A 22,847-nucleotide genomic window follows, 5' to 3' on the forward strand; every position below is an offset into this window, starting at 1 on the left:
TGCAGTGTGCCTTTTGTGCACGGGGTGTGAAAAAACGTGCGCCATCACCCTTCTGAGCTTGTGTCACCAGTATTTTCATGAATGAGGCGGCCTGCCACCCATGTGGCTTTCACGCAACGCTCATCTCCCAATGTCATCAGCACGAAGAGCAGTTCCTCAATGCTTGCGCAGCGCTCCGTGCGGTAGCGCAGGAGGGGCGTGGCGCAGGGATCGATTACGCACAGATCGGCTTCCATGCCGGGCGCGATTGTGCCGATCTGCGTGTCCAGTGAAAGCGAACGGGCAGCTCCGGCTGTTGCGAGCCAAAGCGCCTGCGCCGGGTGCAGGCTTCGCCCCGTCAACTGTGCGACTTTGTAGGCTTCGCCCATGGTGCGGAGATGCGAAAGCGAGGTGCCGGCACCAATGTCCGTGCCCAGTCCCACGCGCACCGGGCGGCGTCGGTCGAGCGCGTCAAACACCCGAAACAGCCCACTGCCGAGGAACAGATTGGATGTGGGGCAATGGGCAAGGGCAGAATCCGTCTCGTGACAGCGGCAGAAATCGGTCTCCGTCATGTGAATGGCATGGCCGAACACCGAGCGCGGGCCAAGCAGTCCTGCGTGATCATAGACATCCAGATAGGAGCTGCGTTTGGGAAAGAGGCGGCGCACGGTGGCGATTTCCTCCACATTCTCCGCCAGATGCGTTTGCAGATACACGTCGTCATGCGTGCGCAGCAGATCCCCGGCCGCTTCGAGCTGCTCTGGCGTGCTGGTGATGGCAAAGCGGGGTGTGACGGCATAAAGCTGACGGCCACGACCGTGCCAGCGGTCGATCAGGGCGCTCGACTCCGCATGGCCTCTGGCGGCCGTGTCGCGCAGGTCGGCAGGTGCATTGCTGTCCATCAGCACCTTTCCCGCGATCATGCGGGTGCCCAGACGCTCGGATTCGGCAAAGAACGCGTCCACCGACTGGGGATGCACCGTGCAGTACACGCAGGCTGTGGTGGTGCCTGCGCGCATGAGTTCACGCAGGAAGCGCCGGGCTACGTCATGGGCAAGCTGCGGGTCTGCAAAGGCGGCTTCGGCGGGAAAGACGTAGCGTTCCAGCCATTGTGGAAGCTGCTCGCCCCATGACGCGATGACGGGAAGCTGGGGGTAGTGGACATGCGTGTCGATGAAGCCCGCCGAAATTAGCGCTTTTCCGTAAGACACGAGTGTCGTGTCGGGAGGAAGCCGATGGCGGAGTTGGTCATAGGGGCCGACGGCACTGATATGGCCGTTTTCCATCAGGATAAGGCCGTCGTCTTCGATCAGCAGAGCGGAAGAGGGATCGGTTGCGAAAGGATCGGCGCGGAAAGTGACGATGCGCCCGCGCAGGGCGGTGGGGGGGACTGGCTTCACGGGCGGTCTCTTTCGGCTGAGGCTGGAGACGCGACGATAACGCGCATGTGTCATGGCATGGAATGCGGGGGTTCCATGCGCGGGTTTCCCATGGTCAGAAGCGTGGGCGCGGCTTATCGGTGAAGGAAATGGGTGGTTCGATGGCCCGGTTCGTTCATCGAAGAAAGCAAGAGGCAACGGTGAAGAAGATCTGGCGGCGTCTGAATGCGCACGACACCTCCTCCGAGGGACGGACATGGGGAGAGAAAAGCGCGCCCGATGAGGCGGCGGAGGGAGCGGCGACCGCACCGAAGGCGGCTCGCAAGAAAGGCGGGAAGGATCAGGGGGAAGCAAAGCGGATCACCACGCGGGAGGCGGTCCGGCGTTTCCGTGCCCATGCACTGGAAGACAAGACACATGACGATGTGGTGCGCGTGGGCGTGCATGACGCCATGTGGTCGGACCTTTATCACCACGCCCTGACCGCAAGCTGGGTCGCTTTCGTGGGCTGGGCCTTTCTGGCCTATGTGCTCATTAATCTTGCCTTCGCTCTGCTTTATGCCATCGCGCCGGGTGAGGTGAGCGGTCCGCACGCACCCGATCTGGCGGATCTGTTCTTCTTCAGCGTGCAGACACTCTCCACCATCGGGTATGGCGTGTGGTCGCCCACCGGGACATGGACCAATTCCGTCGTCTCGATCGAGGCGCTGCTGGGCATGATGATTAATGCGCTGGCCACGGGCGCCGTGTTCGCCCGTATCGCCCGGCCCAAAGCGCGGATCATGTTCAGCAATCAGGCGGTGATCTCGGATGAGAATGGCGTGTCCGCGCTGTGCATCCGGCTGGCCAATTGTCGCCGCAGCGTGATCCTGTCGCTGGATGTGGAGGTGGCGCTGTCCCGCCTGACGGTCACGGCGGATGGTCATCTGGAGCGCCAGTTCGAGCCGTTGCTTCTGGTGCAGGCGCATGTGCCGGTGCTGCGTTTTGCCTTCGTGCTGGCGCATGTCATCACCGAGACAAGTCCGTTGCACCAGCACTCACTCAAGGAACTGGATTCGGAAGAGGCCGAGATCGTGGTGACGGTGACCGGGACGGACGAAGCCATGGGGCAGACCGTGTTTGCCCGCACGGCCTATGCGTTTGACCGTGTTCTGTGGAACCATCGCTTCGTGGACATCGTGCATACGCGGCCCAACGGCGGCATTGCCGTGGATTATTCCCGCTTCCACGACACCGAGGAGCGCAAGCACGCGGAGGAGGATGCTCCGGTCAGCTGACGGCGGCTTATACCAATGGCCCTTACGACTGACCTTTTTGGACGGCAGCTAAATGGAGCCACCCTGCCCAAGGCCGTGGCCTTTGGAGGCCGGGAGTCTGTGGTTCCTGCCGAGGCGAGGCAAACTCCAGTTTCCGAGGCCGCTGATATCAGTCGCGCCCGTTCCAGCCGCCCATGTCGCACAGAATGGTCCAGTGCTCGGGGGAGACCGGCACGACGGACAGGCGTGACTGCCGCACCAGAGCGAGGTCCGCCAGCGCAGGAGTGGCCTTTATTTCGGCCAGTGTCACCGGCCGTGGCATGGGGGCGACGGTTTTGACGTCTACGCACACCCATGCGCCGGATTCGGCGGTAGGATCGGAATAGGCTTCCCGCGCGACTTCCACCACGCCCACGATCTCGCGGCCCACATTGGAGTGATAGAAGAAAGCGCGGTCGCCCTTCTTCATGGTCGCGAGATTTTTCTTAGCCTGATGGTTGCGCACGCCGGTCCACGGTTCCACGTCGTTGGTGACTTGCTCATCCCATGAAAAGGCGTCCGGCTCGGACTTGATGAGCCAGTAGCCACGCGGCGCGGTGGTCATTCCGCGAGCGCTCCATCACGGAATACCGTGCGCAGCGGGCGGACGATCACACTCTCGAACAGGTCCACCTTGGCGTAAGGGTCGGCGGCAGCGAAGCCACGGGCGGAGGCGAGATCGTCGGCTTCTAGCATGACGATGCTGCCCGATGGCTTGCCGTCCGGTCCCATCATGGGGCCAGCGAACTGGATGCGTTCCGCGTGGGATTTGAGATAGGCCAGATGGTCCGGACGGGTGGCCGAGCGGGTTTCGAAACAGCCGGGTTTGTCGGTGCAGATGATGGCGAACAGCATGAAAGAGGACTCCGCGTTGACCAGAAGGAGGGCCGCCCATGCAGGGGGCGGGCCGTGTCAGGGACGCGATGATAGTGTAGGAGGAGCGCTCGCACGACCCCTGCCCGGTTTTGTGGCCGTCTTTCGCGCGCGCGGACGCTGCGCCATAAGGGGCGATCAATCCTTCGGGCTATTCCTTGCGGACGCCCCGACATGAACGGACGGAATTTGAGCGCGACGCCGACACTCACCGGACGGGCCGGAGCCCTGTTTCATCGCTATGCCAACCCCGGTCGCTTCCTGCGTCTGGGGGACCGGATGCAGCCGTGGCTGACATGGTCCGCGCTGGTGCTGACGCTCATAGGGCTGGGCTGGGGGCTGTTTTTCTCCCCGGCTGACTGGCAGCAGGGAGATTCGGTACGCATCATGTATGTGCATGTGCCCTGCGCGTGGCTGGCGTCTTCGGGCTATTTCGCGCTGGTAGTCTGTTCGGTGCTCTCGCTGGTGTGGCGGCATCCGCTGGCCGATCTGGCAGCGGTCGAGATCGGGCCGGTGGGTGCCTGTGTGACGGCGGTGTGTCTGGCGACAGGTTCCCTGTGGGGCAAGCCGATGTGGGGCACATGGTGGGTGTGGGATGCGCGTCTGACCTCGGTGCTGGTGCTGTTCTTTCTCTATCTCGGCCACATCGCGCTGATCCGCGCTTTCGACGATCCGCAACGTGGCTACAGGGCGGCTGCCATTCTCGCGCTGGCAGGGGGCGTGGATCTGCCGATCATCAAGTTCAGCGTGCAGTGGTGGAACACACTTCATCAGCCCGACAGCATCACGCTGACCGGTGCGCCCACCATGTCACACTCCATGCTCTGGCCGCTGGCCATCTCCACCCTTGGCTTCACGCTCGGCTTTGCCGCCATCGTGGTGGCGCGTCTGCGGGCGGGTGTGATGGAGAGCCGCATACGTGCGCTGCTGTCCAGCCCGCGTCGTGCGCGGGACGCGGCAACGGAGCGGGCGGCATGACGCATCTTCCCTACATTCTGGCGTCCTATGGCCTCGCACTGGGTGTGGCGCTTGTTCTCTCCATCGGTGCCGCGTTGCGTCTACGACGGGATCGGGCGCGGTTGGCGGCGCTTGAAGCCACGCGCGGTGGAACGCCCCGGCGCGGACACGCCGGAGGTTTGGCATGAAACGCAAGACCCGTCGTCTGTGGCTGGTGATCGCCTGCGTGGTGGGGCTCGGCTCGGCCGCCGCGCTCACGCTCTCGGCGTTTTCGTCCAACATCCAGCTTTTCATGGCGCCCTCGCAGGTCAAGGCACAGCCACCTGCCGCTGACCGCACGGTGCGGCTGGGCGGCATGGTCGTGGCAGGCTCCGTGCGCCGTGAGCGTCATGGCGAGACGCCGGTGAACATCTTTGATGTTACGGACGGTCAGGCCGCCGTGACCGTGCGCTTCGAAGGCATCCTGCCCGATCTGTTCCGAGAGGGGCAGAGCGTGGTGGCAGTGGGCTCCATGGCTCCTGACGGCACGTTCACCGCGTCCGAGGTGCTGGCCAAGCACGATGAGACCTACATGCCCAAGGAAGTTGCGGAAGCGTTGCAGAAATCCGGCAAATGGGATCCGAAATTCGGACCGCCACCCAATGCCGCAAGCTGGAACGCCATGACATCCAAGGATTCCAAGGCTGCGGGGCAGGCGCCGTGAGGGTGAATGTGTTGGCTGTGACGATGCGGTGCCGTTCGGGCTGGAGTGAAGTGGTATGAGTCCCGAACTGGGTCGTTTTGCGCTGGCGCTGGCCTGCGTGTTTGCTCTGGCGCAGGCCATCCTGCCGCTTCGTGGGGCGCAGAAGCGCGACCGCCGCCTGATGGCGCTCGCACCCGGCCTTGCCGTCGGGCAGTTGTTGGCACTGGTGGCGGCGTTCGCCTGTCTGGTGAACGCGGCAGTGACGGATGATTTCTCAGTCGCCAACATTGTGGAGAACAGCGCGGTCTCCAAGCCGCTGCTCTACAAGATCACGGGCGTATGGGGGAACCACGAAGGCTCCATCCTGCTCTGGGCGCTCATTCTGGGTATCTGCGGTGCCGCCGTCGCCGGATTCGGGCGCAATCTGCCGTCCGCACTGCGGGCACGGGTGATTGCGGTGCTAGGCGGTGTGGCAGCGGGTTTCGAACTGTTCTGTCTCACCACCTCGGACCCGTTCGACCGTGTCTGGCCCGCCCCTCTGGACGGGCAGGGCATGAACCCGCTGTTGCAGGATCCGGGCCTCGCCTTCCACCCGCCGGTTCTCTACACGGGCTATGTCGGCTTTGCCGTGCCGTTTGCCTTTGCCATTGCCGCCCTGATCGAAGGGCGCGTCGATGCGGCATGGGGACGCTGGGTGCGGCCCTGGGCGGTGGCGGCGTGGTCCTTTCTCACGCTGGGCATCGCGATGGGTTCGTGGTGGTCCTACTACGTGCTGGGTTGGGGCGGTTACTGGTTCTGGGATCCGGTGGAAAACGCCTCTCTCATCCCGTGGCTGTCGGGCACGGCGCTGATGCACTCGGCCATCGTGGTGGAGAAGCGTGAGGCACTGAAGATCTGGACCGTGCTGCTGGCCATCGGCACATTCTCCTTCTCGCTTTCGGGCACGTTCCTTGTGCGTTCGGGCATTCTGAATTCGGTCCACGCCTTCGCGCAGGATCCGGCGCGCGGCATCTTCATTCTGGCGCTGCTGGGCGTGGTGATCGGCGGTTCGCTGGTGTTGTTTGCGTGGCGTGCGCCGTCGCTCACGACGGGCGGTCTGTTCGCGCCGGTGTCGCGCGAAGGGGCGCTGGTGCTCAACAACGTGCTGCTGTGCTCCCTTTGTGCGGTGGTGCTGACGGGCACGATGTATCCGCCGTTCATGTCGCTGCTGTTCGGCAAGACGATCTCGGTGGGCAAGCCGTTCTTTGATGCGGCGACCATTCCGCTGGCCATTCCGCTGTTCATCTTCATGGGCTTTGGACCGATGCTGCCGTGGAAGCGTGCGCAACTCTGGCCGGTGATGAAACGCCTGTGGGCGGCAGCGCTGGCGACACTCGTGGCGTTTTCCGTATCGATTTTCGGTCTGTCGGGTGTGCTGCCCATCCTGTGCGCAACGGCGGCGGTGTGGGTGATCGGCTCCAGCGTGACGGACATCGCGGGCCGTATCGCGCTGTTCAAGGCGCCACTGGCCCAGAGCTTCCAGCGGGCGCGCAACCTGCCGCGCGCGGTGTTCGGCACGGCTATGGCCCATGCAGGTGTGGGAGTGACGGTGCTGGGTCTGGCGGCGATGTCGCAGGCGCAGCACCGGATCGTGGAGGTGCATGTCGGGCAGACCGAGCACATGGCGGGGTATGACTGGACACTGACAGGCGTGAAGATGGCGCCCGGCCCGAATTACATGGCCATGGAAGGTACCATCGAAATCCGCCGGCATGGCCATCTGGTGACGGTGATGCATCCCTCCAAGCGCAGCTTCAACGCACAGAACCAGACGACGACGGACGTGGCGATCCACACCAACGGTCTGTCGGATCTGTATGGCGTGATTGGTGACAAGCACGGCACGGATGCGGACCCGACCTATGTGCTGCGGCTGCATTACAACCCGCTCGCCCCGTGGATGTGGTTCGGGGCACTGATCATGGCGTTTGGCGGCGCGTTGTCGCTGTCGGATCGCCGGATGCGTGTGGGAGCGCCCCGTCGCGCCCCTCTGGCAGGAACGGTGGCCGCACAATGAGCGATGAACAGCAGCGCACCAATGTGACGCGGCGGCGTCTGATGATGGGCCTGCCTTTGGTGGGGGCTGGCGTATGCGGTGTGGCGTTCTGGAAGATGCTGTCGGGGATGCAGACCGGTGCGTTCAACCCGCATGACATCAACGCACCCGTGACAGGGCGGCCCGTGCCGGACTTTACGCTGGTGGATCAGCCGCCGGGAACGGGGTTTGCGGCGGCTGATCTGCGCGCACTCAAAAGCCCGGTGCTGATCAATTTCTTCGCTTCATGGTGCATCCCGTGCATTGCGGAGATGCAGGCGCTGCTCGATTTGCAGAAACAGGTGCCGATCTGGGGCGTGGCCTACAAGGACAAGCCCGAGAACGCGGCGGGGCTGCTGAAACACGCAGGCAATCCGTATGCCCGTATCGGCAGCGACCGTGAGGGACGGGTGGCGATCGACTGGGGTGTTTCGGGCGTGCCGGAGAGCTTCCTAATTGCGCCGGGAGGCATGATCGTCTGGCACAGCGCTGCCGGACTGGACAATGAAGACGTGCGGACGAGCCTGAACGCGGCGCTGGCGAAGGTGGCACGATGAGGAGCCTCGCGTGTCTCCGCCGCGTTCTGCCGCTTCTGGCGGCGCTGCTTGTCGCGGCTCCCATGGTGGCGCTGGCAGTGGACGATCCCTCCGAGATGTTGCCCGATCCGAGGGAAGAAGCGCGGGCGGAGGCCATTGGGGCGCAGTTGCGCTGTCTGGTGTGTCAGAACGAATCCATTGAGGACAGCAGCGCGGGGTTGGCGCGGGATCTGCGCAAGGTGGTGCGTGAGCATGTGGCCAAAGGTGAGAGCGACCGGCAGATCATCGACTGGATGGTGGCGCGCTATGGCAACTTCATTCGCCTCAGCCCGCCCATTACGCTCAGCACGCTGCTGCTTTGGGGCATGCCGCTGCTTGCGCTGCTCGTGGGCGTGATCGCGGCGCTGCGCGTGTTCCGTCGGCGTTCCACGCCCGAATCCGCGCCGTTGAGCGAGGAGGAACGCGCACGGCTGGATGAGGTGCGGCGCGATGCGTGAGGTCCGATTCATCAAGAGCGAGAAGACGACGGTATGATCTGGACGAGTTTTCTCGCGCTGGCGGTTATCACACTGCTGCCCGCTTTTCTGACACTCTGGCGGCGGGCGGTGGCGCGGGACGAGCGCAGTGCCGCGCTGGCGCTGCATGAAGCGCAGCTTGTGGAACTGGATCGCGATCTGGCGTCGGGGATGATCGCGCCTGCGGAACATATCGTGGCGCAGACCGAGATCCAGCGGCGCATTCTCGTGGCCGACCGCGCGCCTGCGGACACGACCGAGCGGGCGAAACGCTGGGGCGTGGTGGTAGCGCTGATGTTGATCCCCGTAGTGGCGGTGGGGCTGTATCTCACGGGGGGACATCCGGGCTTTCCCGCCCAGCCGCTGGCCCCTCGTCTGGAAGCGATCAAAGCGCGCGACGCCAAGGCGGGTGAGGCCATTGACAAGCTTAAGGCGATGTTGGCCACCATGGCGGCCGACGATCCCAGTCTGCGACAGGGCTATATCCTGCTGGGGCAGGCCGAGGCCGCGCGCGGTCATGACGCGGATGCCGCGACTGCCTGGCGCAAGGCTCTCGATCTCGGGTTTGCGCCCGATCTGGCGATCGAAGTGGCGGAGGAACAGGTCCGGGCAACCGGGCATATCAGCGCGGACAGCCTCGACCTTTATCGCCGTGCTCTTGATGCGGCCCCCAAGGATGCGCCGTGGCGGCAGGCGGTGCAGCAACGTATCGCGCAAGGCGAACACGAGCAGGAGCAACCCTGACACCGGAGGGTCGGGCCGGACACGGTGGGGTGATCCGGCTTGATCGCGGCGTCATTTGGCCCCTATGTGGCGGACACTCTGTGGAAAGCCCGGAACATGGATCAGACAGTCATAGCTCCGGCTCCCGTGGTGGAGCATGAGCGCGCGCATTTCCCCGAAGGTCTCACGCTCGATTGTGGGATGACCCTCGCACCGGTGGAGATCGCCTATCGGACCTACGGCACGCTGTCGGAGGCCCGCGACAACGCCATTCTCATCTGCCACGCGCTGACGGGTGATCAATATGTGGCGGAGACACACCCGGTGACGGGGCGGCGCGGCTGGTGGGAGCGCATGGTGGGGCCGGGACGTCCCATCGACACGGACCGTTTCTTTGTCATCTGCTCCAATGTGCTGGGCGGCTGCATGGGCTCGACCGGGCCGCGCTCGCCGCGTGGGGCGCCGAGTGCGGAGCCATGGGGCACAGAGTTTCCTCCCATCACCATCCGCGACATGGTGCGCGCCCAGCACGCGCTGGTGCGCAGTCTGGGGATCGAGCACCTGTTTGCCGTGGTGGGCGGGTCCATGGGCGGGATGCAGGTACTGGAATGGGCCACGACCTATCCCGAGATGGTGAAGGCGGCGATGCCGATCGCGACATCGGCATTCCATTCGGCTCAGAACATCGCGTTTAACGAAGTCAGCCGTCAGGCCATCTTCGCGGACCCGGACTGGCACGGAGGGCGCTACTGGGAGGCGGGCGTGATTCCTGCGCGTGGTCTCGCCGTGGCGCGGATGATGGCGCACATCACCTATCTTTCGGAGGACGCGCTGACGCGGAAGTTCGGACGACGTGTCCGCAAATCCGACGGCACGCCCAACCAGCCGTGCAGTGGTGGTTCTCTGTCGATGTTCGGTGAGATTTTCGAGGTCGAGTCCTATCTGCGGCATCAGGGGTCGAGCTTTGTGCGGCGGTTCGATGCGAACTCCTATCTCACCATCACCCGCGCAATGGACTGGATGGACATTGCCGCCGAGAGCGACGGTGATCTGGCGGACGCCTTTGCGGGCACGCGCACGCGGTTCTGTGTCGTGTCGTTCTCGTCCGACTGGCTGTTTCCCACCTCCCAGTCCCGCACGCTGGTGCGCGCGCTGATGCGGGCGGGGGCCAATGTCTCCTCCGTGGAGATCGAGACGGACAAGGGGCATGATGCCTTCCTGCTCGACGAACCGGATTTCGACCGCACGGTGCGCGGGTTCCTCTCGGGTGTGGCGGAACATGCGGGCCTGCCTGCACGGGTCAGGGGGGGAGCGGTCTGACATGCGGCTGGACCAGAGACTGATCGCGGGCATGATTACGCCCGGCACGCGGGTGTTGGATGTCGGCAGCGGGGATGGCTCGCTGATCGATCATCTCTACCGCACGCGCGGGTGCGACGCGCAGGGCATCGAGATCGACATGGGCGAGGTCACGCGAGCCGTGGCGCACGGATTGCCCGTGGTGCATGGCGATGCGGATCACGATCTGGCGCATTACCCCGACAACAGCTTCGATTATGTGGTGCTTCAGCGCACCCTGCAGGCTGTGGAGCGCCCGCGTGAGGTGCTGCGGCAGATGCTGCGTATCGGGGAACACGCCATCGTGTCCTTTCCCAATTTCGGACACTGGGAGTTACGGCTTAAGCTGCTGCTGAACGGGCGTATGCCCAACACGGCGGTCTGGAACACGCCGTGGTATGCCACGCCCAACATCCATCCCTGCACCATTCGCGACTTTCTCGCCCTCTGTCGGGAGGATGGCTACCGTGTCCATGAATGGATGGCAGTGGACGAAGAGGGCGAGCGCGCCCCGTGGCGACGTTCCATCCGGTTGGCCAACCTGTTTGGCGAACAGGCGTTGTTTTTGCTGGGTAAAGGTCGCTCCACCCCGCGTGGCGCTCGTCTGAAACGTTCGTGAAGAACACGCCGCAGACGCTGCTGGTGGGCATCGATGGCGGTGCGAGCAAGACGATCCTGCGGCTTGTCACGCCGGAAGGGCGCACGCTGAGCGAAGTGCGCGGCGGTCCGGCCAATATCGCGAGCGATACTGCGCAGGCCGTGAACTCCATCAGGGCCGCCTGTCAGGAGGCGCTCGCACAGGCGGGGCTGTCAGCCGATATGGTGACGTCCGGTGCGCTGCGACTGGTGGCGGGGGCTGGACTGGCGGGTGCTGAGGTGAGTGGTTGCGCCGCACGCGTCCGGGCGCTCTGTCCCGAATTTGCCGAGATGGCCATTCGCACTGATGCCTTCACTTCCTGTCTTGGTGCGCATGAGGGTATGGATGGGGCCATTGTGGCAGTGGGCACCGGCACTGTCGGATTCGCGCTGCGTGGTGAGGAAACGCGCCGTGTGGGTGGATGGGGCTTCCCCCAGAGCGATGAGGGAGGCGGCGCGTGGATCGGACTTGTTGCAATTCGTCACATGTTGAAGGTGGCAGATGGACGGCAGCCGACCTCACGGCTTGCACGGGGGGTGCAGGCGCATCTTGCCGGGGAAGGGGAAAAAGACCCGCTTACGTGGAGTGTGGGGGCCACGGCGGCTGAGTTCGCCAGTGTGACGCCGTTAGTTGTGGCTTTGGCGCAGGAGGGAGAGGACGTATCGGGCCGTATTCTTGATGCGGCAGCAAGGGAAGTTGCCGAAATCGGACGTGCCCTTCTTGCCGGAGCGCAGTGGGAAGCTTTGCCGCTGGGACTGGTCGGCGGGTTGGCGGAAACCCTGCTTTCCCGATGGCCTGAAGAGGTGTGTGGGCTGCCTTTTCTGCCCTCCACTCATGCCATTGATGGAGCTGTCGCGATGGCGCGGAGTGTGGTCGGAAATCCCTAAGCTGAGAGGCAATCGCATATTGAACATCGTGGCAATTTCATGTATGTAAGATACTTGTTTTCCGGATACGGCCCATGAACTGGACGCAATGATCACGGCCGGAAGTCACCATATCCCATAGTGTGCACGTCCCGGTTGATTGCGGACCGGAAAGCCTGAGACCCATCCTGATCAGAGCGAAAACGCTCTGTTGTGGGTGGGATGTCGTGCCTCTCGGATCCCAAGATGACGTCGGGACAGACTCCCGACACTCCAGAACACACCCGGAGGTGTTTTTATCTGATGACCACGTTTGCCGACCTCCGGCTGGCCGAGCCGTTACTGAGGGCACTTGCCGAGGAGGGCTACACGCAACCGACCCCGATTCAGGCGCAGTCCATACCGCACCTGCTCGAAGGACGGGATCTTCTCGGACTTGCCCAGACGGGCACGGGAAAGACAGCGGCTTTTGCCCTGCCCATTCTCCATCATCTTCTCACGCACCGGAAGCCGGCCGCGTCCAAAGGCGCGCGCACCCTGGTGCTTGCCCCCACGCGCGAACTGGCTTCTCAGATCGATGAGAGCTTCAAGGCCTACGCGCGCCACATGAAGTTTACTCACACCGTCATCTTCGGCGGTGTGGGGCAGGGACGCCAGATCGAGGCCATGCGCCGCGGTGTGGATGTGCTTGTCGCGGCTCCCGGTCGTCTTCTCGACCTGATGGGGCAGGGCTATATCGACCTGCACGGCTTGGAAATTCTCGTCCTCGATGAGGCTGACCGGATGCTCGACATGGGCTTCGTGCGCGATATCCGCCGTATCGTGGCGTCGCTGCCGCGTGACCGTCAGACGCTGCTGTTCTCGGCCACTATGCCGCAGAGCATCACCGAGCTTGCGGGCAGCCTGTTGCGCGATCCGGTGACGGTGGAAGTGACGCCGCCGTCCAGCACGGTGGATCGCATCCGTCAGGCCGTGATGTTCGTGGAGCCGGACAAAAAGAAGGACGCGCTCCTGATGTTGCTGGAGTCGCCCAAGGTTGTCCGTGCGGTGGTGTTCACGCTGATGAAGCACGAGGCCAACAAGGTGGCCGAGTTCCTCAATCGCAATGGCATCACGTCCGAGGCCATTCACGGCAACAAGTCGCAGGGTGCGCGTGAGCGGGCCATGGCGGGTTTCCGTGCCGGCACCGTCAAGGTGCTGGTGGCGACCGACATCGCGGCGCGCGGTATCGATGTTGACGATGTGAGTCATGTCTTCAACTACGATCTGCCTAACATTCCAGAGAGTTATGTGCATCGTATCGGCCGTACGGCGCGTGCAGGACGTGAAGGCTGGGCCGTCTCCTTCTGCGATCCCGAGCAGCGCGCGTGGCTGCGCGACATCGAACGCACGATCGGCAAGGATGTTCCGGTGGTGCGCGATCACCCCTATCATTCCGACGTGGCCGAACACTCCAAGCTGCGTCCTCCCGTGCTGGGGGGAGGTGGCCGAGGCCGTGGCGGCGGTCGAGGCGGCCCGTCGGGCCGGGGCGGTGCCCCGGGAGGCGGCGGTGGTCGCAGTCGTGGACGCCGCGTCGTCGCGTGAGGCAAGATTATGCAGAAGGGCGGGGCCGTCAGGTCCCGCCCTTCTCATGTGACGTGACCGGAGCAGGACAATGAGCAGGACCACCCCCGCAACCGCATTTCTCCGGCGGCAGGGGATTACTTTCGAGACGCTTGAATATGAGTATGACCCTTCGGCCGGAAAACTCGGCGTGCATGCGGCGGCGGCTGTGGGAGAACCGGAGGAACGGGTCTTCAAGACCCTGATGGCCGAGGTGGACGGCAAGCCTGTCTGCGCCGTCATTCCCGTGGCGCGGGAACTCAGCATGAAAAAACTGGCGGCGGCTTTTTCGGGGCGCAGCGCCGCGATGATGAAGCAGCCGGATGCCGAGCGGATCACCGGTTACAGATTGGGTGGGATCAGCCCTTTCGGTCAGCGTCGCGCGGTGCCGACCGTGGTGGCGCAGGAGGCGGAAAGCCTGCCATGTATTCTCATGAACGGAGGCGGTCGGGGCATTCAGGTGCGTCTGTCGGTGGCCGATGCGCTGGCAGCGATGAAGGGGCGGTTCGCCGATATTCTTATTCCGCAGCGCATGTCGTGAGGTGAGGGCTGGGTCAATGGAGACGGTTAGGTTGGGGAAAATCCGCTGTCGGGCGCGATTGCTGCGTGCCCGACCGGAAATCCCTGCCAGCCCCGGAGACCGTCCCTTTGACCGGCCAGAATTTCGATGCCTGCCTCGATTTCGTTCGTACTGCCGAGGGAGGATACAGCGACGACCCCAAGGATGCCGGAAACTGGCTGCCTGATGACAAGGGTGGTCGCGGCACGCTGATTGGGAGTTGTCATGGCGTTTCGGCCGCTCTTCTCGCGGCATGGATGAAACCAGCGGTTCCGACGGCCGAGGACATGCGCACGCTCGATCTTGCCACGTTCGATGCGATTGCCCGTTCGCGCTTCTGGAATCCGCTCGGTTGTTCCGCTCTTCCGGCAGGGCTCGACCTGATGGTGTTCGATTTCGGCTGGAATTGCGGCCTTTATCCTTCCGCCTCGCTTCTGCAGCGCATGGTCGGTACGACGCCGGACGGGCAGATCGGCCCACGTTCGCTGGCGGCGCTGGCCAGCGTCACCATGGAAGACCTGCTCTCACAGTTGGACCCCGATGGTCTGTCTATCCTGCATGAGCGCCTCGGCCTGCCGCCCAGCAGCGGAATCGGTCCGGAAGTGCGGCGGGCCCTTGCGCGTCGCGACGGCATGGGGCTGCTGATGGTGCTGGTGCTCTCGGGCATGCAGACACGGGATTATCGCAGCAAGGTCGGTTTCCGCCGCTGGGGCCGCGGCTGGCTGGCGCGCACGCGCCGGCGCACCGAAACGGCACTTGCGATGGTAAGTGCTGCCGCCGTGCGGGAGGCCGCGACACCCTCATGGACCGGACAGGCATGAGCGTATGATCGCGCCCGGGTGATTGACCCTGCCTCCCGATCATCGTCATGATGGGAGAATGACAGGATCACAGCCCGGCGCCGCTGCAACCCTCGCGCCATTTCTCGAACGGAAGGTGGATGGGGAACAGCCCGCATCGCCGGAGATACGGTCCCTGCGCACCCGGACGCTGGCCTGTGAACTGGGGGGCGAAGCCGCTGTCTGCGCGGCAGCCGCCATGATGCAGGACAGGGCGACTGTTGTGGACAGCAGCGCGCGCTTTCTCGAAGGGCTTGTAGCTTTGTGGAAGGATCAGGGTGTGGATCCCGACACGATCTGGAACGAACTGCATGCCCGGATCGAGATGGGCGAACTCAGCCTGAAGCTCAGTCTCCTGCCGGGGCGTCCGAAAATGGCGCGCAAAAGGCCATGGCGTGTGGCGACGAGCAAACTTCCCTGATTGGTCCCCTCTTCGACGGTGACAGCCTGCGATCCGCAGTGGCATAAGCTTCCCGATGCAGGCGGCTGAGCGTTTCCTTTTTCCTAGGTCCCATTCCGGCGCTGCGGACACAGAGGCGGCAACGCGCTGATGTCCGCGCCCGATTGGTATGCTCAGACAGCGGCGCAGTACGTGCCCGATTGGGCCACGATCGGCGGAGCCGTAAGCGCCGCATCGCAGGCCGTAGCCGTCAATCCGTTGGGTGCGCCCGCCGTGGTGGTGGAAGTCGTGCTCGTGGTCTCGCTGCTGCTCGGGCTGCGCAAGGGGCTGTCGCGCGCCGTGCTGGGGTTGGGCGGCTGGGTGGCGGCCCTGCTGGCGGCCCTGGCGTGGCATCATGCGGCCCGGCAATGGGCCATTCCCACTGTGCAGCCGGCGGAACTTGCGGAGAGCGTGGCGTTCGGGGTGGTGTTCCTCGCTGTGCTTCTGGGGTGGGCGCTGGTGTCCTCATGGGTGGCGCGGCTTATTCTTGCGTCGCCTCTGGCGGGGGTGGATCGGCTGCTGGGTGGTGTGTTCGGGCTGGTAAAGGGGGGCGCGCTTATCGTGGCGTTGTACATCGTCAGTGGATGGGTGCTTTCCAGTGTGGCGAAAACCGCATCCTTCTCCGATGAAACGCGGCCGACGGGTGGAATCGCGTCGGCTGCACCCTATATTGCCCCTTGGATGTCGAGATTTGCTCCGACGGGCCTTGCGCAGGGCGACCGCCCGCGTCATGACCTCCGCAAGCCGGAAGCGCCCGGCAATGCTGACCCTGATTGACCCCTGCACGTTGAGGCCGACCCGTCCGGAGGAGACGCGGGGGGAGAAGGATGAAGATCGAATGTCCGTAAGGCTTTCCCTGTTTCCTGAGAATGACAAATTCCAGGAGGAATGCGCCGTCTTCGGAGTGTGGAATGTCGCTGACGCCGCCGCCATCACGGCGCTCGGCCTGCATGCGCTCCAGCACCGTGGACAGGAGGCATCGGGCATCGTCAGTTATGACGGCCACAAGTTCTCCTCGCATCGCGGCCTTGGACTGGTGGGCGACGTGTTCCACGATCCGCGTGTCATGGCGGCGCTGCCGGGAAGCTGTGCTGTGGGGCACAATCGCTACTCCACCACGGGCGACACGCTGCTGCGCAACGTGCAGCCTTTGTTCGCGGAGTTTGAGTTCGGCGGTCTGGCGGTCGCGCATAACGGCAACCTGACCAACGCCCATGCCATTCGTCGCGCCCTGATCCGTCGCGGCTGCCTGTTCCAGTCCACCACGGACACGGAAGTGTTCATCCACCTGATCGCCATTTCGCTCTACGCGACGGTGGAGGACCGCCTGATCGACGCGCTCAAGCAGGTGCAGGGTGCGTATTCGCTGGTGGTGATGTCACGCGACTGCGTGATGGGTGTGCGCGATCCGATGGGTGTAAGACCGCTGGTACTGGGCCGCCTACCGGGTGCAACGGATGACGCAACGGGATGGGTGCTGTCTTCGGAGAGCTGCGGACTCGACATCGTGGGCGCGGAATTCGTGCGCGACGTGGAACCGGGCGAGGTCGTCATCATCGACAAGAGCGGCGTGCGTTCGGTGCGGCCGTTCGCTCCCGAGCGTCCGCGGTTCTGCGTGTTCGAATACATTTATTTTGCCCGCCCCGACTCGGTTCTGGACGGCGTGGCCGTCTATGACGCGCGCAAGCAGATCGGCGTGGAACTGGCACGCGAGAGCGCGGTGGAGGCCGATGTGGTGGTGCCGGTGCCGGATTCCGGCGTGCCGTCCGCCATGGGCTATTCGCAGGAAAGCGGGATTCCCTTCGAGTTGGGCATCATCCGCAACCACTATGTCGGTCGCACCTTCATCGAGCCCACGGATCAGATCCGTAACCTTGGGGTGCGGATGAAGCATTCGCCCAACAAGCCGGTGCTGGAGGGTAAACGCGTTATTCTCGTGGACGATTCCATCGTGCGCGGCACGACGTCGCGCAAGATCGTGGACATGGTGCGCGCAGCGGGCGCCGCCGAGGTGCATCTGCGGATTTCCTCCCCGCCCACGAAACATTCCTGCTTCTATGGTATCGACACGCCCGAGCGCTCCAAGTTGCTCGCCGCCCAGCATGATCTGCCCAAGATGGCGGAGCTTCTGGGCGTGGACAGTCTGGCCTTCATCTCCTTCGACGGTCTCTATCGCGCTCTTGGGCATGAGAAGCGCGATGCCACGCGCAGCCGTTACTGCGACGCCTGCTTCACCGGGGATTATCCCATCAAGCTGGTGGACCATGACGCCGAGTGCGGCGTAGGCACAGCCTGAACCGGAGCGTGGATTTTCCGTGCGTCGCATGGAGGACGTACGGAAAAATTCATCCTTTCAGGTGAGCATGACAGCATGGGTGTGCAGGGTCTGGACGCTGCGGGAAGAATGTCCGATATCGCAGGGGTTTGTCTCATTGCCCGTCTGCTGAGGTTTCAGGGCCGGACGGGCTGAAAAAGATCGGATCATGGTGGTTGATACAGCGGAAACCGAGGCGACTTACCTGACGCTTCCAGTGGAAAAGACTTCCGACTTCACGTTGGAGGATTTCGCGCACGATCATCAGGCCATGAACTATTATCACAAGCATGGTGCGGCGACTGTCGAACATGCTTTTGCACTGGCCAATATCCTGCACATGCACAAGCTGGTGCGGGAAGCGGCCTATTTTTATGGCCTTGCCTTCAATCTCCATTCCAAACATCCGCGCGAGTACCCGCTGGCGTCCTCGCTGCTTCAGGCGCGCCTGCTGTGTATGCTCAAGGCCGGTCTGACGCCGCCCGACGATGAGCTTGAGCAGCTTGAGCGGCTGTCCAAACCCATTCATGATTACATCTGCGGCATCATGGTCGCGTGGCGACAGCACGACCCCAAGGGCGGGCTGGAGCGCATGGGCAACTGCTTCGAAGCCTTCCACACGGGCGAGGAAGTGGACGTGCTTTATCTGGAGACGGCGCTCTCCGTGCTGCCCGAGCCGAAAATGCCGGCGCGTCCCCCCGAAGAGCAGACCATTCCTCCCTCCATCTACATGTACTGGGACAGCAACCGCCCCGAGGAAGTGGAGCAGAACCTCGCCTATCATCGCGAGGAACTGGAAGCCTTCGATGTTCGCATGTTCGACCGCGACGATGCCGCCCAGTGGCTTTATGAGCGCTATGGGCGGGAGGCGCAGGATCTGTTTCTGAATGCCCGCCACCCGGCGGAAGCGGCGGATTTCCTGCGCGTGCATGTTATTCAGGAACTTGGAGGCTGGTGGCTGGACGCGGACATCCGCATCACCGCGCCCGAAGAACTGGAAGCGCTCGCGGTGCAAAAGCCGTCCCACGTCTTTTTCGTGACCGACAATTACTACGTTCACAACGACTTCTTCGGCAGCCGCCGCAACAGCCCGATTCTGGCGGACTGCATGCTGTCGCTCTACCGCAACAGCTATCTCTTCAAGGATCTCTACATCGCCTACAAGACCGGTCCGGGCGTGTTCAATCGCGCCCTGAACCGCAAGCTGCACACGGCGTTCAGCACGGGCCAGCCCTTTGACCGCAGCGTTATGGTGCTGCGTTCGCCTGAATTCGGCAGCATCATTCAGGATATGGACATGGCCTATAAGAAAGACGGCAACTGGCACGCGGCCGGTTGACACCGGCCTTCCCGGCGCGGCCCTCAGTCTGTTCCATGCTGTCAAAAGGTGTCGCGCGCTCGTGCCCTTTTGGGTGAGCGTGCGAGGCTGACGCCCGCTGTTTTTCCGGCTATAGCCCCCATATGAAACGTGGCCGCACGCCAAGGCCATCACGTCCAGAGCGAAAGAACACGAGACATGCCCGCCTACCGCTCCCGCACCACCACCCATGGCCGCAACATGGCCGGCGCCCGTAGCCTGTGGCGTGCGACGGGTATGAAGGACGGCGATTTCGGCAAGCCCATTATCGCTGTGGCCAATTCCTTCACCCAGTTCGTGCCGGGCCATGTCCACCTCAAGGATCTGGGCCAACTCGTGTGCGGCGCGATCGAGGAGGCCGGCGGCATCGGGCGCGAGTTCAACACCATCGCGGTCGATGACGGTATCGCCATGGGCCATGGCGGGATGCTCTACAGCCTGCCTTCACGCGAGCTGATCGCGGACGCTGTGGAATACATGGTCAACGCCCACGCCGCCGATGCGCTGGTGTGCATCAGCAACTGCGACAAGATCACGCCCGGCATGCTGATGGCGGCCATGCGGCTGAACATCCCTGTCGTGTTTGTCTCCGGCGGCCCGATGGAGGCCGGTCATGTGAAAGAGGGCGAAATCGACAAGGCCGTCGATCTCGTGACCTCCATGGTCGCGGCCGCCAATCCCAATGTCACACAGGACGAGTCCGACACCATTGAGCGCTCGGCCTGCCCGACCTGCGGTTCCTGCTCGGGCATGTTCACCGCCAACTCTATGAACTGCCTGACCGAAGCGCTGGGCCTGTCGCTGCCGGGCAATGGCAGCCTTGTCGCCACCCACGCGGACCGGCGCGAGCTGTTCCTCAAGGCCGGGCGCCTGATTGTGGATCTGGCCAAGCGTTATTACGAGGGTGGAGACAGCCGCGTCCTGCCGCGTTCCATCGCTACGTTCGAAGCGTTTGAGAACGCCATGACCGTGGACATCGCCATGGGCGGCTCCACCAACACCGTGCTTCACCTTCTGGCCGCAGCCCACGAAGGTGAAGTGCCGTTCACCATGGCGGACATTGACCGCCTGTCACGCCGCGTGCCGAACCTGTGCAAGGTCGCCCCATCCAAGGCCGATGTGCACATGGAAAACGTCCATCGCGCGGGCGGTGTGCAGGCCATCCTTGGTGAACTGGATCGCATGAATCTGCTGCATCGCGACGTGCCGATGGTCCACGCGGCCACGCTGCATGACGCGCTCGCGCAATGGGACATCGCCGGCGAGACGGCTTCGGATGAGGCCAGAACATTCTACCGCGCCGCTCCCGGTGGTGTGCGGACAACGGAAGCGTTCTCGCAGGCCAGCCGCTACAAGGAACTGGATCTCGACCGCGAGAAGGGTGCCATCCGCAAGGGCGACCACGCTTTCAGCAAGGAAGGCGGTCTGGCCGTGCTGTACGGCAACATTGCCGAAGACGGGGCCATCGTGAAAACGGCAGGTGTGGCGGAAGGGCTACTGACCTTCTCCGGCCCCGCGCGCGTGTTCGAAAGTCAGGATGCCGCCGTGTCCGCCATCCTTGGTGATCGCATCAAGGCCGGTGATGTGGTGGTGATCCGCTACGAAGGGCCCAAGGGCGGTCCGGGCATGCAGGAGATGCTGTATCCTACCAGCTACCTCAAATCGAAGGGATTGGCGGAGTCCTGTGCACTCATCACGGACGGACGCTTTTCGGGCGGAAGCTCGGGCCTGTCGATCGGCCATATCTCGCCGGAAGCGGCGGAGGGTGGCGCAATCGGGCTGATTCAGGATGGCGACATCATTGAGATCGACATCCCCAACCGCGTGCTGAAAACGGCGGTGGCGGATTCCGAAATGTCGGCCCGTCGTGCCCGTATGGACGATCAGGGTGATGCGGCATGGAAGCCCGCGCGGGATCGCGTGGTGTCCACGGCGTTGCAGGCTTACGCCGCGCTGACGACGAGTGCTGCGCGGGGTGCTGTGCGGGATCTGGGGCAGATTGTGCGGCGTGTGGCTAAATAGATTTTTATAATACAAACTACATGTATTGGAGTGAATTTTAAAATGAGAACTGTATCTCAGATGGATATTAATAATATTAAATCTCTATTTTATTCTAATGATGATGAAGCTCGTTTTTTTCATAAGATATCTGATAGGCGTTCCCAAGAGTTAATATTTGCATTTGTAGGGCCTGTGTCATCAGGTGTTTCAACATGCGCAGAAGTGTTGTCTGATATAATTCAGTCTGATTATGGTTATGAAAAGTGTATTTATATAAAACCTAGTGATATAATTAAAAAAGAAGCTCATCGTGTTGGTGAAGTCGCTCCAAGGGGCGAGATTTCACAAGATGTATATATTACAAAAATGCAAGACATAGGAAATAAACTTCGTGAAGAGTTTGGTGGTGAATATTTAATAGAAAAGGCTATAGAAGAAATAAGCTGCAACAGGGTTAGTAGGGGTGGAGTAAAAACTGTTAATGAAAAACCTGTTTCTGTTCCGAAAAGATTATTTTATATTATAGATTCTATAAAACATATTGATGAGTATAATGCGTTAAGAGACGTTTATGGAGATTCCTTGATATTGTTTGGAGTTTTTGCTCCTGATGAAATACGAAGAGATCGATTAAAAAATAAAGGTGTTGAGGATTATGTTATAACAAAAATCCTTAAGAGGGATGATCAAGAGCCCATTAGTTTTGGCCAAAAAACACGAAAGGTATTTGTTGAGGCGGATTTTTTTTCTTTGTAATGATGGATTGAAGGAAGATTTAAGGCCTCGTATATTGCGGTATGTGGATCTTATATTTTCGTCAAAAATTAGAACTCCGACACGTGATGAAACTGCAATGTACGAAGCGGTAGCAGCTTCTGTGAACTCAGCTTGTTTATCGCGGCAGGTTGGTGCAAGTATTTTATCTAAAGATGGAGAATTGATAGCTGTTGGTTGGAATGATGTGCCAAAGTTTGGTGGTGGATTATATAGAGAAGATGATCAACATACATACAATACGAGTGAAAGTCGTTTTTTAAATCATGATCATAGATGTTTTTTATGGAAAGGTGGTGTTTGCCATAATGAGGATAAAAGAAAATCTATAATAAATGATATATGTGAGAAATTATATAATTCATCAATTGTAAAAAGAGGAATATCAAAGAAAGATATCGAAGATATATTGGAAGGTAATGGTGTTGATTCATTGATAGAGTTTTCTCGATCTATCCATGCTGAAATGGAGGCGCTTATTTCTGTAGCGCGAGAGGGTAAAAACTCTTTGGTGGGAGCTAGACTTTTTACAAATACTTATCCTTGCCATAATTGTGCAAGGCATATTGTGGCAGCGGGTGTTTCTGAGGTTTTATATATTGAGCCTTATCGTAAAAGTTTGGCAATTGAATTGCATTCTGATTCTATTACTGAAAATCCAAAGGATAGTAATATTAATGAAAAAGTTTTATTTAGACAATACGATGGAGTGTCCCCAAAAAATTATTTAAAATTATTTAAATCCGTTAACGAGCGGAAGCGTGATGGAAAAGTGACAAAAAAAAATCCGAAAACGCTTATTCCATTATTCAACGTTCCATTGGATGCAATGATCGATTATGAATTGCTTACAGTTGATCGTTTGGCGAAAAAAGAGCAATCAGCGGCAGTCCGGACGGAGGTGAAAGATGATTAAAGATAAAGATGTTTTTGTTTTTGAAATGACTAAAAACAAAAACGACTCTTTTAATATTTCATTATCTGAAAATAATGTAGTAAATTTGATGGATATTCGAAAGAAGAAATTACGTGAATTTGCGGCTAAGCATGTTCAAGTATTTGAGTATTTTGATGAGAATTCTCGAAAAGCGTAATTTCGCTG

General features: G+C 61.2%; 25 protein-coding genes. 22 read left to right on the top strand and 3 right to left on the bottom strand.

Annotation, left to right across the window (positions count from 1 at the left end):
- Positions 1-44 precede the first annotated feature (44 nt).
- A complete protein-coding gene (gene guaD, locus KUA11_RS08550; protein WP_217409886.1) occupies positions 45-1,436 on the bottom strand; it encodes a guanine deaminase in 1,392 nt (463 codons plus the stop codon).
- A 134-nt stretch (positions 1,437-1,570) separates the two neighbouring features.
- Here guaD and KUA11_RS08555 point away from each other — a divergent pair, with 134 nt between their 5' ends.
- Positions 1,571-2,638: an ion channel gene (locus KUA11_RS08555; RefSeq protein ID WP_408744174.1), complete on the top strand. Its 1,068-nt coding sequence runs from the start codon at positions 1,571-1,573 to the stop codon at positions 2,636-2,638.
- A gap of 148 nt (positions 2,639-2,786) precedes the next feature.
- Here the strand turns inward: KUA11_RS08555 and KUA11_RS08560 are convergent, their stop codons facing one another.
- Complete coding sequence (locus tag KUA11_RS08560; protein WP_217409888.1) at positions 2,787-3,221, bottom strand: EVE domain-containing protein; 435 nt, start codon at positions 3,219-3,221, stop codon at positions 2,787-2,789.
- A complete protein-coding gene (locus tag KUA11_RS08565; RefSeq protein WP_217409889.1) occupies positions 3,218-3,511 on the bottom strand; it encodes a YciI family protein in 294 nt (97 codons plus the stop codon). The genes KUA11_RS08560 and KUA11_RS08565 overlap by 4 nt, the downstream gene beginning before the upstream one ends.
- Before the next feature lie 207 nt (positions 3,512-3,718).
- On the opposite strand from KUA11_RS08565, the gene KUA11_RS08570 reads away from it, so the two are divergent.
- The 21 genes from KUA11_RS08570 (at position 3,719) to KUA11_RS08670 (ending at position 22,839) form a co-directional block, all read left to right on the top strand.
- Positions 3,719-4,507 (top strand): heme ABC transporter permease, encoded by a 789-nt coding sequence (locus KUA11_RS08570; protein WP_217409994.1) that lies wholly within the window; start codon positions 3,719-3,721, stop codon positions 4,505-4,507.
- On the top strand, positions 4,504-4,674 hold the full coding sequence (locus KUA11_RS08575; RefSeq protein WP_217409890.1) for a heme exporter protein CcmD: 171 nt from the start codon (positions 4,504-4,506) through the stop codon (positions 4,672-4,674). Before KUA11_RS08570 ends, KUA11_RS08575 begins: the two co-directional genes overlap by 4 nt.
- On the top strand, positions 4,671-5,189 hold the full coding sequence (gene ccmE, locus KUA11_RS08580; RefSeq protein WP_217409891.1) for a cytochrome c maturation protein CcmE: 519 nt from the start codon (positions 4,671-4,673) through the stop codon (positions 5,187-5,189). The genes KUA11_RS08575 and ccmE overlap by 4 nt, the downstream gene beginning before the upstream one ends.
- 55 nt (positions 5,190-5,244) lie before the next feature.
- A complete protein-coding gene (locus KUA11_RS08585; protein WP_217409892.1) occupies positions 5,245-7,224 on the top strand; it encodes a heme lyase CcmF/NrfE family subunit in 1,980 nt (659 codons plus the stop codon).
- Entirely contained in the window at positions 7,221-7,799 is a 579-nt protein-coding gene (locus KUA11_RS08590) for a DsbE family thiol:disulfide interchange protein (protein ID WP_217409893.1), read from the top strand. Before KUA11_RS08585 ends, KUA11_RS08590 begins: the two co-directional genes overlap by 4 nt.
- Positions 7,796-8,275 (top strand): cytochrome c-type biogenesis protein, encoded by a 480-nt coding sequence (locus KUA11_RS08595; RefSeq protein ID WP_217409894.1) that lies wholly within the window; start codon positions 7,796-7,798, stop codon positions 8,273-8,275. The genes KUA11_RS08590 and KUA11_RS08595 overlap by 4 nt, the downstream gene beginning before the upstream one ends.
- Positions 8,276-8,308: 33 nt before the next feature.
- The gene (gene ccmI / locus KUA11_RS08600; protein ID WP_217409895.1) at positions 8,309-9,037 is read left to right on the top strand and encodes a c-type cytochrome biogenesis protein CcmI; all 729 of its coding nucleotides are present in this window, start codon (positions 8,309-8,311) and stop codon (positions 9,035-9,037) included.
- Positions 9,038-9,133: 96 nt separating this feature from the next.
- Positions 9,134-10,336 carry a homoserine O-acetyltransferase MetX gene (gene metX, locus KUA11_RS08605; protein ID WP_217409896.1) on the top strand — a complete coding sequence of 401 codons (1,203 nt, stop codon included), beginning with the start codon at positions 9,134-9,136 and terminating at the stop codon, positions 10,334-10,336.
- A 1-nt stretch (position 10,337) separates the two neighbouring features.
- Positions 10,338-10,973: a methionine biosynthesis protein MetW gene (gene metW, locus KUA11_RS08610; protein WP_217409897.1), complete on the top strand. Its 636-nt coding sequence runs from the start codon at positions 10,338-10,340 to the stop codon at positions 10,971-10,973.
- On the top strand, positions 10,970-11,878 hold the full coding sequence (locus KUA11_RS08615) for a glucosamine kinase nucleotide-binding domain-containing protein (RefSeq protein WP_217409898.1): 909 nt from the start codon (positions 10,970-10,972) through the stop codon (positions 11,876-11,878). Before metW ends, KUA11_RS08615 begins: the two co-directional genes overlap by 4 nt.
- Before the next feature lie 282 nt (positions 11,879-12,160).
- Positions 12,161-13,441 (top strand): DEAD/DEAH box helicase, encoded by a 1,281-nt coding sequence (locus KUA11_RS08620; protein ID WP_217409899.1) that lies wholly within the window; start codon positions 12,161-12,163, stop codon positions 13,439-13,441.
- Between the two features lie 70 nt (positions 13,442-13,511).
- On the top strand, positions 13,512-14,000 hold the full coding sequence (ybaK, locus tag KUA11_RS08625) for a Cys-tRNA(Pro) deacylase (RefSeq protein ID WP_217409900.1): 489 nt from the start codon (positions 13,512-13,514) through the stop codon (positions 13,998-14,000).
- 107 nt (positions 14,001-14,107) lie between these two features.
- Positions 14,108-14,839, top strand: a complete 732-nt coding sequence (locus KUA11_RS08630) for a glycoside hydrolase family 108 protein (RefSeq protein WP_217409901.1) — start codon at positions 14,108-14,110, stop codon at positions 14,837-14,839.
- A 58-nt stretch (positions 14,840-14,897) separates the two neighbouring features.
- The gene (locus tag KUA11_RS08635; RefSeq protein WP_217409902.1) at positions 14,898-15,278 is read left to right on the top strand and encodes a nucleoside triphosphate pyrophosphohydrolase family protein; all 381 of its coding nucleotides are present in this window, start codon (positions 14,898-14,900) and stop codon (positions 15,276-15,278) included.
- Between the two features lie 129 nt (positions 15,279-15,407).
- The gene (locus KUA11_RS08640) at positions 15,408-16,073 is read left to right on the top strand and encodes a CvpA family protein (RefSeq protein WP_217409903.1); all 666 of its coding nucleotides are present in this window, start codon (positions 15,408-15,410) and stop codon (positions 16,071-16,073) included.
- A 61-nt stretch (positions 16,074-16,134) separates the two neighbouring features.
- Positions 16,135-17,592 (top strand): amidophosphoribosyltransferase, encoded by a 1,458-nt coding sequence (purF, locus tag KUA11_RS08645; RefSeq protein WP_217409904.1) that lies wholly within the window; start codon positions 16,135-16,137, stop codon positions 17,590-17,592.
- 187 nt (positions 17,593-17,779) lie between these two features.
- Complete coding sequence (locus tag KUA11_RS08650) at positions 17,780-18,949, top strand: glycosyltransferase family 32 protein (protein WP_217409905.1); 1,170 nt, start codon at positions 17,780-17,782, stop codon at positions 18,947-18,949.
- Positions 18,950-19,126: 177 nt separating this feature from the next.
- Positions 19,127-20,989 (top strand): dihydroxy-acid dehydratase, encoded by a 1,863-nt coding sequence (ilvD, locus tag KUA11_RS08655; RefSeq protein ID WP_217409906.1) that lies wholly within the window; start codon positions 19,127-19,129, stop codon positions 20,987-20,989.
- Positions 20,990-21,031: 42 nt separating this feature from the next.
- Positions 21,032-21,727 carry a nucleoside/nucleotide kinase family protein gene (locus KUA11_RS08660; RefSeq protein WP_217409907.1) on the top strand — a complete coding sequence of 232 codons (696 nt, stop codon included), beginning with the start codon at positions 21,032-21,034 and terminating at the stop codon, positions 21,725-21,727.
- Positions 21,654-22,661 carry a hypothetical protein gene (locus KUA11_RS08665; protein WP_302480878.1) on the top strand — a complete coding sequence of 336 codons (1,008 nt, stop codon included), beginning with the start codon at positions 21,654-21,656 and terminating at the stop codon, positions 22,659-22,661. The genes KUA11_RS08660 and KUA11_RS08665 overlap by 74 nt, the downstream gene beginning before the upstream one ends.
- A complete protein-coding gene (locus tag KUA11_RS08670; RefSeq protein ID WP_217409909.1) occupies positions 22,654-22,839 on the top strand; it encodes a hypothetical protein in 186 nt (61 codons plus the stop codon). Before KUA11_RS08665 ends, KUA11_RS08670 begins: the two co-directional genes overlap by 8 nt.
- Positions 22,840-22,847 lie beyond the last annotated feature (8 nt).

Source organism: Acetobacter estunensis (assembly GCF_019083805.1).
In the GTDB taxonomy this organism is placed as follows: Bacteria; Pseudomonadota; Alphaproteobacteria; order Acetobacterales; family Acetobacteraceae; genus Acetobacter; species Acetobacter estunensis_A.